13 protein-coding genes are annotated in these 14,749 nt (G+C 69.7%); 7 read left to right on the plus strand and 6 right to left on the minus strand.

Annotated features, from left to right (window positions below; genetic code table 11):
* Positions 1–7: 7 nt before the first annotated feature.
* Positions 8–808: an IclR family transcriptional regulator gene (locus NP4_RS01820; protein WP_067990802.1), complete on the minus strand. Its 801-nt coding sequence runs from the start codon at positions 806–808 to the stop codon at positions 8–10.
* A gap of 89 nt (positions 809–897) precedes the next feature.
* Here NP4_RS01820 and hutH point away from each other — a divergent pair, with 89 nt between their 5' ends.
* The 5 genes from hutH to hutI all read left to right on the plus strand — a co-directional run bounded on the left by hutH (position 898) and on the right by hutI (position 7,849).
* Positions 898–2,448, plus strand: a complete 1,551-nt coding sequence (gene hutH, locus NP4_RS01825; RefSeq protein WP_067991938.1) for a histidine ammonia-lyase — start codon at positions 898–900, stop codon at positions 2,446–2,448.
* A complete protein-coding gene (gene hutU, locus NP4_RS01830; protein ID WP_067990805.1) occupies positions 2,445–4,094 on the plus strand; it encodes a urocanate hydratase in 1,650 nt (549 codons plus the stop codon). The genes hutH and hutU overlap by 4 nt, the downstream gene beginning before the upstream one ends.
* Positions 4,091–5,293: an allantoate amidohydrolase gene (locus NP4_RS01835; RefSeq protein WP_067990808.1), complete on the plus strand. Its 1,203-nt coding sequence runs from the start codon at positions 4,091–4,093 to the stop codon at positions 5,291–5,293. Before hutU ends, NP4_RS01835 begins: the two co-directional genes overlap by 4 nt.
* Complete coding sequence (locus NP4_RS01840; protein ID WP_067990811.1) at positions 5,290–6,585, plus strand: formimidoylglutamate deiminase; 1,296 nt, start codon at positions 5,290–5,292, stop codon at positions 6,583–6,585. The genes NP4_RS01835 and NP4_RS01840 overlap by 4 nt, the downstream gene beginning before the upstream one ends.
* Positions 6,586–6,667: 82 nt before the next feature.
* Positions 6,668–7,849 carry an imidazolonepropionase gene (gene hutI / locus NP4_RS01845; RefSeq protein WP_067990813.1) on the plus strand — a complete coding sequence of 394 codons (1,182 nt, stop codon included), beginning with the start codon at positions 6,668–6,670 and terminating at the stop codon, positions 7,847–7,849.
* A 3-nt stretch (positions 7,850–7,852) separates the two neighbouring features.
* On the opposite strand, the gene mscL is transcribed toward hutI, so the two are convergent.
* Together mscL and NP4_RS01855 are read right to left on the minus strand one after the other, a co-directional pair.
* Positions 7,853–8,317 carry a large conductance mechanosensitive channel protein MscL gene (mscL, locus tag NP4_RS01850; RefSeq protein WP_067990816.1) on the minus strand — a complete coding sequence of 155 codons (465 nt, stop codon included), beginning with the start codon at positions 8,315–8,317 and terminating at the stop codon, positions 7,853–7,855.
* A gap of 66 nt (positions 8,318–8,383) precedes the next feature.
* Positions 8,384–10,204 (minus strand): amino acid permease, encoded by a 1,821-nt coding sequence (locus NP4_RS01855; RefSeq protein WP_067990819.1) that lies wholly within the window; start codon positions 10,202–10,204, stop codon positions 8,384–8,386.
* An 83-nt stretch (positions 10,205–10,287) separates the two neighbouring features.
* Here NP4_RS01855 and NP4_RS01860 point away from each other — a divergent pair, with 83 nt between their 5' ends.
* Positions 10,288–11,019 carry a helix-turn-helix domain-containing protein gene (locus tag NP4_RS01860; RefSeq protein WP_245996911.1) on the plus strand — a complete coding sequence of 244 codons (732 nt, stop codon included), beginning with the start codon at positions 10,288–10,290 and terminating at the stop codon, positions 11,017–11,019.
* Here NP4_RS01860 and NP4_RS01865 read toward each other — a convergent pair.
* Positions 11,001–11,381: a VOC family protein gene (locus NP4_RS01865; RefSeq protein ID WP_067991941.1), complete on the minus strand. Its 381-nt coding sequence runs from the start codon at positions 11,379–11,381 to the stop codon at positions 11,001–11,003. The genes NP4_RS01860 and NP4_RS01865 overlap by 19 nt on opposite strands.
* A gap of 146 nt (positions 11,382–11,527) precedes the next feature.
* On the opposite strand from NP4_RS01865, the gene NP4_RS01870 reads away from it, so the two are divergent.
* The gene (locus NP4_RS01870; RefSeq protein ID WP_067990824.1) at positions 11,528–12,535 is read left to right on the plus strand and encodes an AraC family transcriptional regulator; all 1,008 of its coding nucleotides are present in this window, start codon (positions 11,528–11,530) and stop codon (positions 12,533–12,535) included.
* Here the strand turns inward: NP4_RS01870 and NP4_RS01875 are convergent.
* Positions 12,532–12,723, minus strand: a complete 192-nt coding sequence (locus NP4_RS01875; protein ID WP_067991943.1) for a hypothetical protein — start codon at positions 12,721–12,723, stop codon at positions 12,532–12,534. The genes NP4_RS01870 and NP4_RS01875 overlap by 4 nt on opposite strands.
* 311 nt (positions 12,724–13,034) lie before the next feature.
* Entirely contained in the window at positions 13,035–14,735 is a 1,701-nt protein-coding gene (locus NP4_RS01880) for an AMP-binding protein (RefSeq protein ID WP_067990828.1), read from the minus strand.
* Between the last annotated feature and the right edge of the window lie 14 nt (positions 14,736–14,749).

Below are 14,749 nucleotides of genomic sequence, written 5' to 3' on the forward strand. Positions count from 1 at the left end.
GGATTCGTTATCGCTCTCGCATTCTCCGGCGTCCGTCCAGGGCCGCGGTGAGCGCGGCGGCGGTGGCCTTGACCTGTGCGGCCAGCTCCGGCCACACCTCACCGCATACGGTCGCCTCGTCCGGACAGTGGTGGCGCAGGGTGACCCCGACCGCCGCGATCGGGCGACCGCCGTGGTCGAAGACCGCATCGGCGACGGTCGCGAATCCCGGTGTCACGAAACCGTCCTCGACCGACCAGCCGCGCTCGACCTCGGCGCGCAGCAGCTGCCGCAGCTGGGCCAGACCGTGCGGGCCGCGCCGGGTACGCATGGGGAAGGCGGCCGGCCCTGGGAACAGCGCGCGCACGTGCGGGCGGGTCAGATGGGCCAGCATCGCGCGACCGGTCGCGGTCAGATGGGCGGGCAGGCGCACCCCGACGTCGGTGACCAGCGTCTGCGGCCGGGGCGGGCGCTGCTCGATCAGATACAGCGATTCGTTGCCGTGCAGGATGCCCAGATGCGCGGTGTAGCCGACCGCGTCGACCAGGCCGCGCAGCAGCGGCGCGGCTACCCGCTCCAGCGGATCGTGGCGCAGATAGGCCGAACCCAATTCGAAGGCGGCGATCCCGAGGCCGTATTTGCGCTCGGCGGGTAGATGCGACACGTATCCGGCCGATTGCAACTCGTTGAGCAGGTGATAGGTCGTCGATCGGGGCAGTCCCAGCTCGCGCGCCACCACGGCCGCGGGCACCGGACCCGCGCGGCGGGCGAGCACGCCGAGCACCTGCAGCCCGCGCCGCAGACCCGGAACGTCACTACTGGTCCCCACGGGCGCAACCTTAGCAACTGTCTGGAATCTCAGACACAATCCGTTCACAGGGCCCCGATCCGCAGCCGATGCGCGGTTGGATGTGGAATATGACGCGAATCGGAATCGACCGGGTGGTGGTCGGCACGACCCCGCTGACCGCGCGGCAGGTGGTCGCGGTCGCCCGCGAGGGCAGCGAGGTGCAACTCGCCGAACCGGCCCTGGAACGCCTGGCCGCCGTGCGCGGGCATATCGACGAACTCGCGCACAGCGATAAACCGTCCTACGGCATCTCGACCGGTTTCGGCGCACTCGCGCTGCGCCACATCGCACCCGAGCGCCGCATCGATCTGCAGCGCTCGTTCATGCGCTCACATGCCGCGGGCGCCGGAACCCCGGTGGAGCCGGAGGTGGTGCGCGCGATGATGCTGCTGCGGCTGCGCACGCTGATGAGCGGGCATACCGGGGTACGGCCGCAGACCGCGGCCACCCTGGCCGGACTGCTCAACAGCGGCCTGATCCCGGTGGTGCCCGAATACGGATCCCTCGGCTGCTCCGGCGATCTGGCGCCGCTGGCGGCGGTCGGGCTGGCGATGATGGGTGAGGGCGAGGTCTTCGGACTCGACGGCCACCGCGTGGCCGCGGCCCCGGCGCTGGCCGCGGCGGGCGTGACGCCGCTGGTGCTGGCCGAGAAGGAGGGCCTGGCGCTGACCAACGGCACCGACGGCATGCTCGGCATGCTGCTGCTTGCGCTGGCCGATCTGCGGCAGCTGCTCGATCTGGCCGATCTGACAGCGGCGATGAGTGTGGAGGCGCTGCTCGGCACCGATCGGGTGTTCGCCGTCGATCTGCACACCCTGCGCCCCCATCCGGGACAGGCGGCGTCGGCGGCGAGAATGTTCGCGGCACTGGCCGATTCGCCGATCGTGGCCAGCCATCGCGGCGAGGACTGCACGCGCGTACAGGACGCCTATTCGCTGCGCTGCGCCCCGCAGGTGCACGGTGCGGCGCGCGATACCGTCGACCACGCCGCCACGGTCGCCGACCGCGAATTGGCCGCCTCCATCGACAATCCCGTCGTGCTCGCCGACGGCCGGGTGGAATCCAACGGCAACTTCCACGGTGCGCCGGTGGCCTATGTGCTGGACTTCCTGGCGATCGCGACTGCCGATGTCGCGAGCATCGCCGAGCGGCGCACCGACCGGATGCTGGATGTGCATCGCTCCCACGGCCTTCCGGCCTTCCTGGCCGACGATCCGGGCGTGGACTCCGGCTACATGATCGCCCAGTACACCCAGGCCGGTGTGGTGTCCGAGCTCAAGCGGCTCGCGGTGCCCGCCTCGGTGGATTCCATTCCCTCCAGCGCCATGCAGGAGGACCATGTGTCCATGGGCTGGGCCGCGGCGCGCAAACTGCGCCGCGCCGTGGACGGGCTGACCACCGTGCTGGCCATCGAATTGCTCACCGCCGCAAGGGCTCTGGATCTACGTGCGCCGCTGGCCCCGGGCCCGGTGACCGGCGCGGTGCGCGATCTGGTGCGCACCGCGGTCGCCGGGCCGGGCCCGGACCGGCATGTGGCCGTCGAGATCGCCGAGGTCACCGAGTTGATCCGCGCGGGAGCCGTGAACGAAGTCCTCGACCGAGAGGTGAATCTCCGATGACCCGAACCGTCCGCGCCGCACGGGGATCCGAGCTGACCGCGCGCAATTGGCAGACCGAGGCGGCACTGCGGATGCTGCACAACAATCTCGATCCGGAGGTGGCCGAGCGGCCCGAGGATCTGGTCGTCTACGGCGGTCGCGGCAAGGCGGCCCGCGACTGGGCCAGCTTCGACGCGCTGACCCGCACGCTGACCGACCTGTGCGCCGATGAGACGCTGCTGGTCCAGTCGGGCAAGCCGGTCGGTGTGATGCGCACCCACGAATGGGCGCCGCGGGTGCTGATCGCCAACTCCAATCTCGTTCCGGACTGGGCGAATTGGCCGGAGTTCCGCCGGTTGGAGGCGGCCGGTCTGACCATGTACGGGCAGATGACCGCGGGCTCGTGGATCTATATCGGCACCCAGGGCATTCTGCAGGGCACCTACGAGACCTTCGCGGCGGTGGCGGCCAAGCGATTCGGCGGTACCCTCGCCGGAACCCTCACCGTCACAGCGGGTCTCGGCGGTATGGGCGGCGCGCAGCCGCTCGCGGTCACCATGAACGACGGTGTGGCGCTGTGCATCGACTGTAGCGGCGAACGCGCGAAGCGCCGCGTGCAGACCCGCTATCTGGACGAGATCGCCGACGACCTCGACGACGCGCTGCGCCGGGTGCTGGCAGCCAAACAGCAGCGTAAACCGCTGTCGGTGGGCCTGATCGGCAATGCCGCGGAGATCCTGCCCGAGCTGCTGCGCCGCGATGTTCCGGTCGACATCGTCACCGATCAGACCTCGGCGCACGACCCGCTGGCGTATCTGCCGATCGGAGTCGAACCGGAGGAATGGGACGACTACGCCGCGAAGAAACCCGACGAATTCACCCGCCGCGCACGCGAATCCATGGCCGTGCACGTCGCGGCGATGGTCGGCTTCCAGGATCGCGGGGCGGAGGTGTTCGACTACGGCAACTCGATTCGCGGCGAGGCGCAGCTGGGCGGCTACGAGCGCGCCTTCGACTTCCCCGGTTTCGTACCCGCCTACATCCGGCCGCTGTTCTGCGAGGGCAGGGGCCCGTTCCGCTGGGCGGCGCTGTCGGGCGATCCGGCCGATATCGCGGCCACCGATCGCGCGATTCTGGATCTGTTCCCGGAGAACGAATCCCTGGCGCGCTGGATCCGGCTGGCCGGGGAGCGGGTGGCGTTCCAGGGTCTGCCCGCGCGAATCTGCTGGCTCGGCTACGGCGAACGCGACCGGGCCGGACTGCGATTCAACGAGATGGTCGCCGACGGCGAGCTGTCCGCGCCGGTGGTGATCGGCCGCGACCACCTCGACTGCGGTTCGGTGGCCTCGCCGTATCGCGAAACCGAGGGTATGGCAGATGGTTCGGACGCCATTGCCGACTGGCCGCTGCTCAACGCGATGGTCAATACCGCCTCGGGTGCGAGCTGGGTGTCGATCCACCACGGCGGCGGCGTCGGCATCGGCCGATCCATCCACGCCGGACAGGTCACCGTCGCCGACGGCACCGAACTGGCGGCGGAGAAGATCGAACGGGTGCTGACCAACGATCCCGGGATGGGCGTGCTGCGCCACGTCGACGCGGGCTATGCTGAGGCCGATGCCGTCGCGCGCGAGCGCGGGGTGCGAATTCCGATGTGGGACAAATGAACGGCGCGAACGGACTGCTCGCCGAGATCGAGCGGGTGGGGGCGGACCGGTCGCGCGGGGGCTATTCGCGGCATGTGTTCGCTTCTGCCGAACTCGAACTGCGCGAGTGGTTCATCGCCGCGGCGCGGGCGCGCGGGCTGACCGTGCACACCGACCGCAACGCCAATATCTGGGCGTGGCTGGGTGAACCGGGACCGAATGCGGTGGTGACCGGCAGCCATCTGGACTCGGTGCCCGGCGGCGGGGCCTTCGACGGGCCGCTCGGGGTGGTCAGCGCATTGGCCGCGCTGGATCTGCTTCGGGCGGAGGGCTTCTCACCGAAGCGTCCACTCGCGGTGGTGGTGTTCGCCGAGGAGGAGGGCGGGCGCTACGGGGTGCCGTGTCTGGGATCGCGGCTGCTGGTGGGGACGCTGCCGCCCGAACGGGTGCTGGCGCTGCGCGACGGGGAGGGGGACAGTTTCGCCGACGCGGCCCGGGCGGCCGGATTCGACACCGATCATTTCGGCAGGGACGAGGAAACCCTCGGTCGCATCGGCACATTCGTCGAACTCCATGTGGAACAGGGCAGGGGACTGGTTCACCTGGACGCGCCGCTCGCGGTCGGCAGCGCCGTCATCGCGCACGGACGGTGGCGGTTCAGCTTCGCCGGACAGGGCAATCACGCCGGGACAACGCTGCTGGGCGATCGCCGCGATCCGATGCTGCCCGCGGCCGGATTGATCGCGGCCGCACGGCGTCTCGCGGCCGGGGTGCCCGAGGCGCGGGCGACGGTAGGGCGGATCGCGCCGACCCCGGGCGGCACCAATGTGATCGCCTCGCGGGTGGACGTCTGGCTCGATGCCCGCGTACCCGAACCGGGCAGCGCGCACGATCTGGTGCGCGAGATCGCCGCCGAGGCGCGGGAGGCGGCCGAGCTCGAGGGGTGCACGGTCGAGGTCCGCGAGGAATCCTACGAGGGGACAGCGGCTTTCGATCCGGCGCTGCGCGACGAGCTGGTGGGGTTGCTCGACGGCGCGCCGGTTTTGCCGACGGGTGCGGGCCACGACGCTGCCGTGCTTGCGCCCTATGTTCCGACCGCGATGCTGTACGTGCGCAACCCCTCCGGCATCAGTCATTCCCCCGAGGAACACGCCGAACCCGCCGATATCGACCACGGCGCACGGGAATTGGCCCGGGTGCTGCGGAGGCTGGCGGGATGAACACCTACTGGTGCCGCCGGGCGTGGCTGCCGGACGGCGTGGCCGAGGGCGTCCGAATCGACATCGACGGAACCACTATCCGTTCCGTATCGACGGGTGAGAAGCCTAGCGGCACAATATTTTCCGGAATGGTCGTCCCCGGCTTCGCGAATGCGCACTCGCACGCCTTCCATCGTGCGCTGCGGGGCCGCACGACCGATGATCGGGGCAGCTTCTGGACCTGGCGGGAGCGGATGTACACCGTGGCCCAGCGGTTGGAACCGGAGTCCTACTACCGGCTGGCGCGCGCGGTGTACGCGGAGATGGTGCTGGCCGGATACACCAGCGTGGCCGAGTTCCACTATCTGCACCATCCGGCCCGGGGCGGACGCTACGACGCGCCCAATCCCTTCTCCTACGCGCTGGTGGCCGCGGCCGCCGATGCCGGGATTCGGCTGACGCTGCTCGACACCTGTTATGTGGCAGGCGGTTTCGGCAAGCCCACCGAGGGCGTGCAGCGGCGCTTCGATGACGGTGACGCCGAGGCGTGGGCGGCGCGGTTCGCCGCGTTCCGTCCGGTCGGCGAGCTGGTACGGGTCGGGGCGGCGATTCACTCGGTGCGCGCGGTGCCCGCCGATCAGATTCCGATCGTGGTCGGGGCGGTGGGCGACCGCCCGCTGCACGTGCATCTGTCCGAGCAGCCCCGCGAGAACGAGGAATGCCGCGCCCACACCGGACGCACCCCGACCGAATTACTTTCCGCCGCAGGCGCTTTGACGCCGAATACGGTGGCCGTGCACGCCACCCACCTCGCCGACGCCGATATCGGCGCGCTGTCGGGCGGCTGGGCGTGTCTGTGCCCGAGCACCGAGGCCGACCTGGCCGACGGGATCGGCCCCGCACGACGGCTGGCCGAGGCGGGCACGCGGCTGTGCCTGGGTAGCGACGGTCAGTCCATCGTCGATCCGTGGTTCGAGATGCGGGCGCTGGAACTGCACGAACGACTGGCCAGCGGTCAGCGCGGGCGGTTCGACGTCGGCGAACTGCTGCGCGCGGGCACCGGCCATGCCGCCTCCGGCTGGCCCGAGGTCGGCGCGCTGGCGGCGGGGCAGCAGGCCGACCTGGTGCACGTCGGCACCGAATCCGTGCGTACGGCGGGCGCGGCCGGGCCCGGAATCATCTACGCCGCAACGGCTTCGGATGTGTCAGACGTCATGGTGGCCGGGCGCTGGGTGGTCCGCGAGGGCGTGCACGAGACCGTACCGGACGCGGCCCGGGTGCTCGAGCGCGAGATCGAGGCGCTGTGGTCGTGATCCCGTGGTCGCGCTTTTATGATCGGCTGCTGCGGGTAGTACATCCGAGTCCTCTGCACCCAGATCGGAGCGCACCACGGCCATGAGTGAAACCACGCTCGTCACCGGAATCGGCGAACTCGTCACCAATACCGAGGAATTCGGCACCCTGCGCGATGCCGCGGTGGTTCTCGACGGGGAGCGGGTGGCCTGGGTCGGCCGGGCCGACGCCGCGCCGGATGCGGATGTGCGCGTCGACGTGGCCGGTCGGGCGGTGCTGCCGGGTTGGGTGGACAGCCATACCCATCTGATCTTCGCCGGGGACCGTACGGCCGAATTCGAGGCGCGGATGGCCGGACAGCCGTACGAGGCCGGGGGGATTCGCACCACGGTCGCGGCGACCCGGGCCGCCTCCGACGAGGTGCTGGCGCTGAATCTGCACCGGCTGCGCCAGGAGGCGCTGCGGCAGGGCACCACCTGCCTCGAGACCAAGACCGGATACGGGCTGACCGTAACCGACGAGAAGCGCTGCGCCGCACTGGCCGCCGAGGTGGCGGACGAGGTCACCTTCCTCGGCGCGCACGTGGTTCCCGATACCGTCACCGCCGACGAATACGTCGATCTGGTGTGCGGGCCCATGCTCGACGCCGTCGCCGAACACGTCGGCTGGATCGATGTGTTCTGTGAGACGGGCGCTTTCGACGCCGAGCAGTCCGCTCGGGTTCTGGCCGCGGGCCGGGCGCGCGGACTGGGTCTGCGTGTGCACGGCAATCAGCTGGGTCCGGGGCCGGGTGTGCGGCTGGCCGTGGAGCACGGGGCTGCCAGTGTCGATCACTGCACCCATCTGACCGAGGCCGATGTGGACGCGTTGGCCGGATCCGCCACCGTCGCAACGCTGCTGCCCGCCTGCGATCTGTCCACCCGCCAGCCGCTGGCTCCCGCGCGGCGACTGCTCGACGCCGGGGCGCGAATCTCCCTGGCCACCAACGCCAATCCGGGCAGCTCCTATACGACGGCCATGGCCTACTGCGTCGCGACCGCGGTGCTGCAGATGAAACTGTCCATCGCCGAGGCGATTTGGGCCGCGACCGCGGGCGGAGCGCTGGCGCTGGGGCGGGATCTGCACGCCGAGGGAGCGGTGGGCGTCCTGCGGCCGGGCGCGCGGGCCGATGTGCACGTCCTCGACGCGCCCTCGGCGGTACACCTGGCCTATCGTCCGGGTGTGCCGCTCACCTGGTCGGTGTGGCATCGCGGGACGCAGGTGGTGATTCCCACGGCGCCGTGAGCGTCAGTTGAGCTCGGCCGCGCCGACCTCGCGGGCGGCGTCCTCGCGCTGGGCGTGCTTGTTGTCCTTGGCGGCGTTCTGCGCGGCCTGGGCGACGAGCAGATCGCGGATCTCGACCAGCAGTTCGGTCTGGGTCGGCTCGACGACGGTCAGCTTCTTACCGCCCCAGCGTCTCTGCACGGTCTTCATCGGCAGAATGAGCACGAAATACAGCACGGCGGCGACCATGACGAAGTTGACGGCCGCGGTGATGATCGCGCCGAGCGAGATGAACGTCGCCGGTTTACCGGACACCAGCTGCACGCCGAGGCCGAACTGGCCGCTGCTGCCCAGCACCGCGAGTAGGGGTTCGACGACGCCCTTGGTGACGGAGGTGACGACGGCCGTGAAGGCCGTGCCCATCACGACCGCGACACTGAGGTCGAGGACATTTCCGCGCATGAGGAAGTCTTTGAACCCTTTGAGCATGGCCTCGGAGTGTAGTGATGCCGTGCGACCGGAATCGGACAGGTGCCCGACGACTCGGTGAAGCTCTCAGTCGACGTGAAATGTGATCGTCGCCGCAATCGCGTCGGTGCGCCCGGTCAGGGTGCTCATGATCAGCGGCGCACGCTGATTGTGCAGCAGCCGATAGCGGCGTCGGCGCGATTCGATGCGCGGCAGCAGCACGATGACCATGGTGTCGGCACTCGACAGCGAATCGGCGTATTCGGCGATCGGCTCGACCAGCCGCTCGCACGGGCTGTCGAGGACGCGCAGTTCCACGCCCGGATTCCAGGCACGCCAACGCTCGCGCAGCGATGCGGTGAGTTCGGCATCGACATCCACCGCGATCGGATGTACCTCGTCGCCCATGCGCCGGGCGGCCTCGAGCGCGCGCCGGGTCAGCCAGCTGACCGCCGCGATCGGCACCACCACGATCGTCTTCTTCGCCGAATCCAGCTGCGGGACAGGAATTTCGGTGCCCAACCCGAGATGATTCGCGACCTCCCGGTAGTAGTGCTCGGTGCGGTCGAACAGCAGCATCAGCGCCGGGGCGACGATCAGCAGGACCCAGGTCGTCGAGGCGAATTCGGCGAGGAACAGCACGATCGCGCCGCCGCCGGTCGCTATCGCCCCGAGACCGGCCAGCAGGACCTTCCACCGCCAGCGCGGGCCGTGCTCGTCGACCCAGTGCCGCACCGAGCCCAGCTGGGTGACGGTGAAGCCCACGAACACCGCGATGGCGTAGATCGGCAGCAATAATTCGACCCGGGCATTCGAGCAGGCCAGGGCCAGTGCCGCGAGGATGGCCAGGGCGGCGACGGCATAGCGGAACACCGGTCGTTCGGCGCGCAGCGCGAACAGATACGGCATCCGCCGGTCGCGCGCGAGCCTGCTCAGCAGCCTGGGCAATCCGGCGAATCCGGTATTGGCGGCCAGTCCGAGCGTCCCGGCGATCACCAGACCGGCCGCGTGGAACAGGATTCCGGTGCCACAGGCCGCGGCGGCCAGCTGTGCCAGGATCGTCACCCCGTCGCGCGGGAATACCTGATGCGCGGCAATATCTTTCGCGATGCCCAGCAGCAGCACCGCCAGCAGCAGGCCCAGCATCAGTTCGGTGCGCCGGGCGCGGCGCGCGGCCGGTGGGCGGAAGTCCGGCGCGTGATCGGCGACCACCTCGAGTCCGGTCAGCGTCGAACCGCCCGCCGCGAGCGCCCGCAGCAGCACCCACGGCCCGATCACCCCGGGCAGATCGTGCAGATCGGCGGGTGTGCCGATTTCGGCGACCGGCTCGCCGCGCAGTAGTCCGGCCACGACGATCGCCGCGATCACCCCGATGTACAGCACCGTCGGAACCAGCAGCACCGCCGCGGATTCCGCGATGCCGAACAGATTGAGGGCGGTCAGCGCGGCCAGCGCGATGAGCGCGGTCACCAGCCGATGGTCGGCCACGATCGGAAAGACGCTGCCCAGCACGGCCGTACCGACCGCCAGGCCCAGCGCGACCGTGAGCACCTGATCGAGCACCGCCGCGGCCGCCGCGATCAGTCCCGGGCCGCGACCGAATTCGCGGCGCGCGATCGCATACGAGCCGCCGCCGTCGGGGAATACGCCGATCGCGCGCCGAAGCGACCACACCACCACCAGCAGCAGGACGGTCACCGCGATCGCGACCGGCAGGGTGTAGTCCAGACCCGAGGCGCCGACGGTGACCAGCACGGCCACCATCGCCTCCGGACCATAGGCCAGGCTGGACAGCGCGTTCAGCGACAGCGCGGCCACTCCGCCGAGGGCGGTGAACCGATGCGCGGCGCTCTGCCTTCGGCGCTCGCGGCGATCGGGGATGAGGTCCCGCTGGGCCGCGGTGTCCATGGCGCGCGTCCTCCTCGACTGATGCTGAGCGATTGCTGATCAGCCTAGGGGGTTGTGGCACGCGGCGCGCTAGGCTCGGAATCGTGTCGATCGATGCGATGCCCGCGTATCGGGAACGGCCCGCGCGCGGTATCGCGGGCGCGGTGGTGTGGACCCGCGTGATCGCACCCGACGAGGACGCGCCCGTGCTACCGGACGGCTGTATGGATCTGCTGTGGCTGGGGGAGCGGTTGGTGGTCGCGGGCGCGGACAGCCGGGCCTACGCGCCGAGTGCCGCGGTCGCGGCCACGATCTCGGGCATTCGGTTCTATCCGGGCGCCGCGCCCGCGCTGCTCGGCGTGCCCGCGCACGAATTGCTGGACCGTCGAGTCGAACTCGCCGACCTGTGGCCCGCGGCGCGGGTGCGGGCGCTGCGCGGAATCGTCGCGGGCGCGTCCGATCCGATGATCGGTTTGGAGCAGGCCGTTCGCCGCGGCGCGGATGCGGCCGAGCCCGCCGATCCCCGGCTGCGCCGGATCGTGACCCGACTGGCCGATGGCGCTACGGTGGCCGCCACCGCCGACGAACTGGGTCTGGGCGCCCGACGGCTGCATCGAATGTCGTTGGCGGCCTTCGGCTATGGGCCCAAGGTGCTGGCCAGGGTGCTGCGCATGCAGCGTGCGCTGGCGCTGGCCCGGGCCGGAACCCCGTTCGCGGAGACCGCCTTTCGCGCCGGATACGCCGATCAGGCGCATCTGGCGCGCGAGGTGCGGCAGCTGTCCGGGCGTTCCCTGGGACAGCTGATGGCCCGCGCAGGTCAGGACAGCGGGGCGTAGAGGTCGACGCTGTTGCCGTCGGGATCGTGCACGGTGGCGTAGCGCTGGCCCCATACTGCGTCGAACGGTTTCAGCTCGCCGTGATATCCGGCCTCGGTCAATTCGGCGTAGAGGGAGTCGACCTCGGCGGGGCCGTCGCAGCGGAAGGCCAGGCCCATTCGTCCGGTTCCGCCCTGCCAGGCCGGATGGAATTCGCGGATGTTGTCCTCGGTATCGAGGGTCAGCCGGAAACCGCCGGGCAGTTCGGCCTCGACATGTCCGCCCATGGGCTCGCCGAATTCCAGGCCCAGCCGTCGATAGAAGTCCTGGGCGATGCGCAGATCGGCGACGACCACGCCGATGACATCGAGTCGTGCAGTCATGGCCGCAACGCTAGGCCCGGGCGCGGCCGGGGTCTTGAACGAATCGGACACCGTCAGGATCACGTTTCGAGAACGTCTGGTCACAGAAAGCGTTCGGCACAAAATTCGCCACGAATATAGGTCGCAGTGCCGAGACGAGGAGGGCTATGGGGACCGATCAGACGCTGCTGCACCGATTCGTGATCGCGCAGCTCGGCACAGCCGGCCTGGCGCCGGATCGGTTGCTGCGCGAGTGCGGGCTGCCGGAATGGGCCTTGGACGGCCCCGGCGCGCATGTGCCCAGCGAGACCTTCTCGCGGCTGTGGGAGGTCGGCGAGCGAGCCCTGGACGATCCGAATATCGCCCTGCACGTGGCCAGCAACTATCAGCTGACCGCGACCAAGCTCTACGACTATCTGTTCTCCACCGCGCCCACCGTCGGCGCGGGCCTGGCCACCTGCGGCCCGTACGTCAGCGCGGTCACCACCAATCACCGCTTCGATCTGGTGGCCGAGAACGACGCCGAGACCACGCTGTATCTGGACATGATCGAAGGCGACGGCCGCGCCCGCGACCACACCCAGCTGTGGGGTCTGGTGGCCGTGCTGACCCGGGCGCGGGGTTGTGTGCGGGGGCGGCTGGACCCGATCCGGGTGTCCCTGCGCCAGCGCGCCCCGCGCGATCTCGATGAATTCGTGCAGGTGTTCGGTACGTCCTCGATCGAATTCGGCGCTCCGGTCGATGCCATGGTCTTTCGGTCCGTCGATATGGATATGCCCCTGATCACCGCGGATCCCGTGCTGGCCGAGGTCCTGCGTCCCCTGGCCGCCGCCCTGCCGCCCCCGCCACCCCTGGACCGGGCCTGGCCCGAACGTGTGCGCTCGGTCCTGTCCGAATTCTTCGACGACGGTGAGTTGTCCCTCGATCGGGTGGCCCGCCGCCTGGCCATCAGTCCCCGCACCCTGCAACGTCGCCTCGCCGAATCCGGCACCACCTGGCGCCGGGAACTGGATCGAGCCCGATTGGAACGAGCGGCCGCGGCGGGCCCGGTGACCCGGGAACGCCAGGCCGAACTACTCGGTTACGCCGACGCGGCCTCGGTCCGCCGGGCCGCGCTGCGCTGGTCGGTGGTCGCGCGTTCGCATCGCACCGACGAATTGGATCGGTCGCATTAGGAGCGCAGATTGCTCGCGGCGATATTCCAGAAGGTGCTGCGGTCGATCTCGCTGAAATCCCAGCTGTCGGCGATGGCGTGCGACGCTGCGACGATGGCGGGGACGTCGAAATCGTCCCGCGTGGCGGTGCCCTTGGCTTCCAGTTCGGCGATCACATAGGCGGTCGCGCTTTCGCAGGTGTTCGACACGGTGTTCTCCAATCGGTCGCAGGAACTTACGGTCGATCACGGTTCGGGCGATGAGCCGAACCGACACCGCGGGCGTCCCGTCGCCCCGGGAGGCGGATCCGTCAGGTGGAGGGGAGACGGGTCCGAGGACGACGGGTCGGTGCCTCGCGGCGGGCACGAATGATGAGTCTTGTAGCTCGGCGATCGCTCGGCCAGCGCCGAACGCGCCACATTCGGGCAAACGCGCCAAGTTCCGACCCACCGCGGCGCGCGGGTCTGCCGTCCAGGCTACGGCACTGCTATCCGATTCGGTCGCAATGACCGGGCGATCCCTATCCGGTGGTTTGCGCCAGGATCTCCTCGTAGCGGTACTCGGTCGAAATGGGCGTTCCGGCGGCGTGCAGCCGCTCCTCGCGGCGGCGCAGCTCGACGCGGCGGATCTTGCCGGAGATGGTCTTGGGCAGCTCGGCGAACTCCACGCGACGCACCCGCAAATAGGGGGCGAGATGGTCGCGGGCGTATTCGAGGATGGCGCGCGCGGTCTCGGCGTCGGGCTCCCACCCGGCGGCCAGCGCGATATAGGCCTTGGGCACCGCGAGGCGGGTCGCGTCGGGCTGGGGTACGACCGCGGCCTCCACCACCGCCGGATGTTCGATGAGCACACTCTCGAGTTCGAACGGCGAGACCTTGTAGTCGGAGCACTTGAACACGTCGTCGGTGCGGCCGATATAGGTGATGTAGCCGTCGGCGTCGCGGTTGGCGACATCGCCGGTGTGATAGTGACCGCCCGCCATAACCGTCGAATTGCGTTCGGGGTCATGGAGATACCCGGTCATGAGGTTCACCGGATGGGCGCTCAGGTCCAGGCAGATCTCACCCTCGTCGGCGCGCTCGCCGGTGATCGGATCGACCAGCACCACCGGCACGCCCGGCGCGGGGCGGCCCATGGATCCGGCCTTGACCGGCTGGCCGGGCGTATTGCCGACCTGCAGCGTGGTTTCGGTCTGTCCGAAGCCGTCGCGAATGGTCAGGCCCCAGGCCCTCTCGACGCGGGCGATCACATCGGGATTGAGCGGCTCACCGGCGCCGAGGATTTCGCGCAGGGCCGCCGGGCGACGGCCCAGTTCGGCCTGAATCAGCATGCGCCACACCGTCGGCGGCGCGCAGAAGGTGTTGACCCGCGCGCGGTCGAGTTGATGCAGCAGGGCGGCGGCGTCGAAGCGCGCGTAGTTGTAGACGAAGATCGTGGCCTCGGCGATCCACGGCGCGAAGAAGCAGCTCCACGCGTGTTTGGCCCAGCCGGGCGCACTGATGGCCAGATGTACGTCGCCGGGGCGCACGCCGATCCAGTACATGGTGCTCAGATGGCCGAGCGGATAGCTGATCTGGTTGTGCTGCACCAGCTTCGGCCTGCTGGTGGTGCCGGAGGTGAAATACACCAGCAGCGGATCGTCGACGTCGGTGATCGCCTCGAACGAATGGGCCTCGCTGCGCTCGGCCTCGGCGTAGTTGTGCCAGCCCGCGACCGGCTCGCCGACCACGATGCGGATGTAGTCGCCCGGCACCGCGACGAACTTGTCGGCGTCGACACTGTTGGCGATGACGAAACTGCCCGCGCCCCGGTGGATTCGGTCGCTCAGATCGGCCGGGCCGAGGGCCGCGGTGGTGGGCATGACGACCGCGCCCAGTTTGGCGATCGCCAGCATCGACTCCCACAGCTCGACCTGATTGCCCAGCATGAGCAGGACCCGATCGCCCTTGCTCACCCCGAGTTCGGCCAGCCAGGTGGCCACCCGATCCGAGCGGCGGGCCATCTCGTCGAAGCTGACCCGCCGCTCGCTGCCGTCCTCCTCGACGATCCACAGCGCGGTGCGATCGTTGTCACGGGCGATCACGTCGAACCAGTCGGTGGCCCAGTTGAACCGACCGCTCAGGATCGGCCAGGTGAAATCGCGGACGGCCGATTCGTAATCGACTGCCCGGGACAGCAATTGATCGCGCGCGGTGCGGTACAGGTCGGTATTGGAGGTCATGGCGGCCTTCTCCC

This window comes from Nocardia pseudobrasiliensis NBRC 108224 (genome assembly GCF_001613105.1).
In the GTDB taxonomy this organism is placed as follows: domain Bacteria; phylum Actinomycetota; class Actinomycetes; order Mycobacteriales; family Mycobacteriaceae; genus Nocardia; species Nocardia pseudobrasiliensis.

Coding starts and splice junctions, on each gene's coding strand:
- NP4_RS01880 (WP_067990828.1), bottom strand. CDS start 14,735: ATGACCTCCAATACCGACCTGTACCGCACCGCGCGCGATCAATTGCTG.
- hutH (WP_067991938.1), top strand. CDS start 898: ATGACGCGAATCGGAATCGACCGGGTGGTGGTCGGCACGACCCCGCTG.
- NP4_RS01855 (WP_067990819.1), bottom strand. CDS start 10,204: ATGGACACCGCGGCCCAGCGGGACCTCATCCCCGATCGCCGCGAGCGC.
- NP4_RS01835 (WP_067990808.1), top strand. CDS start 4,091: ATGAACGGCGCGAACGGACTGCTCGCCGAGATCGAGCGGGTGGGGGCG.
- NP4_RS01865 (WP_067991941.1), bottom strand. CDS start 11,381: ATGACTGCACGACTCGATGTCATCGGCGTGGTCGTCGCCGATCTGCGC.
- NP4_RS01870 (WP_067990824.1), top strand. CDS start 11,528: ATGGGGACCGATCAGACGCTGCTGCACCGATTCGTGATCGCGCAGCTC.
- mscL (WP_067990816.1), bottom strand. CDS start 8,317: ATGCTCAAAGGGTTCAAAGACTTCCTCATGCGCGGAAATGTCCTCGAC.
- hutU (WP_067990805.1), top strand. CDS start 2,445: ATGACCCGAACCGTCCGCGCCGCACGGGGATCCGAGCTGACCGCGCGC.
- NP4_RS01840 (WP_067990811.1), top strand. CDS start 5,290: ATGAACACCTACTGGTGCCGCCGGGCGTGGCTGCCGGACGGCGTGGCC.
- hutI (WP_067990813.1), top strand. CDS start 6,668: ATGAGTGAAACCACGCTCGTCACCGGAATCGGCGAACTCGTCACCAAT.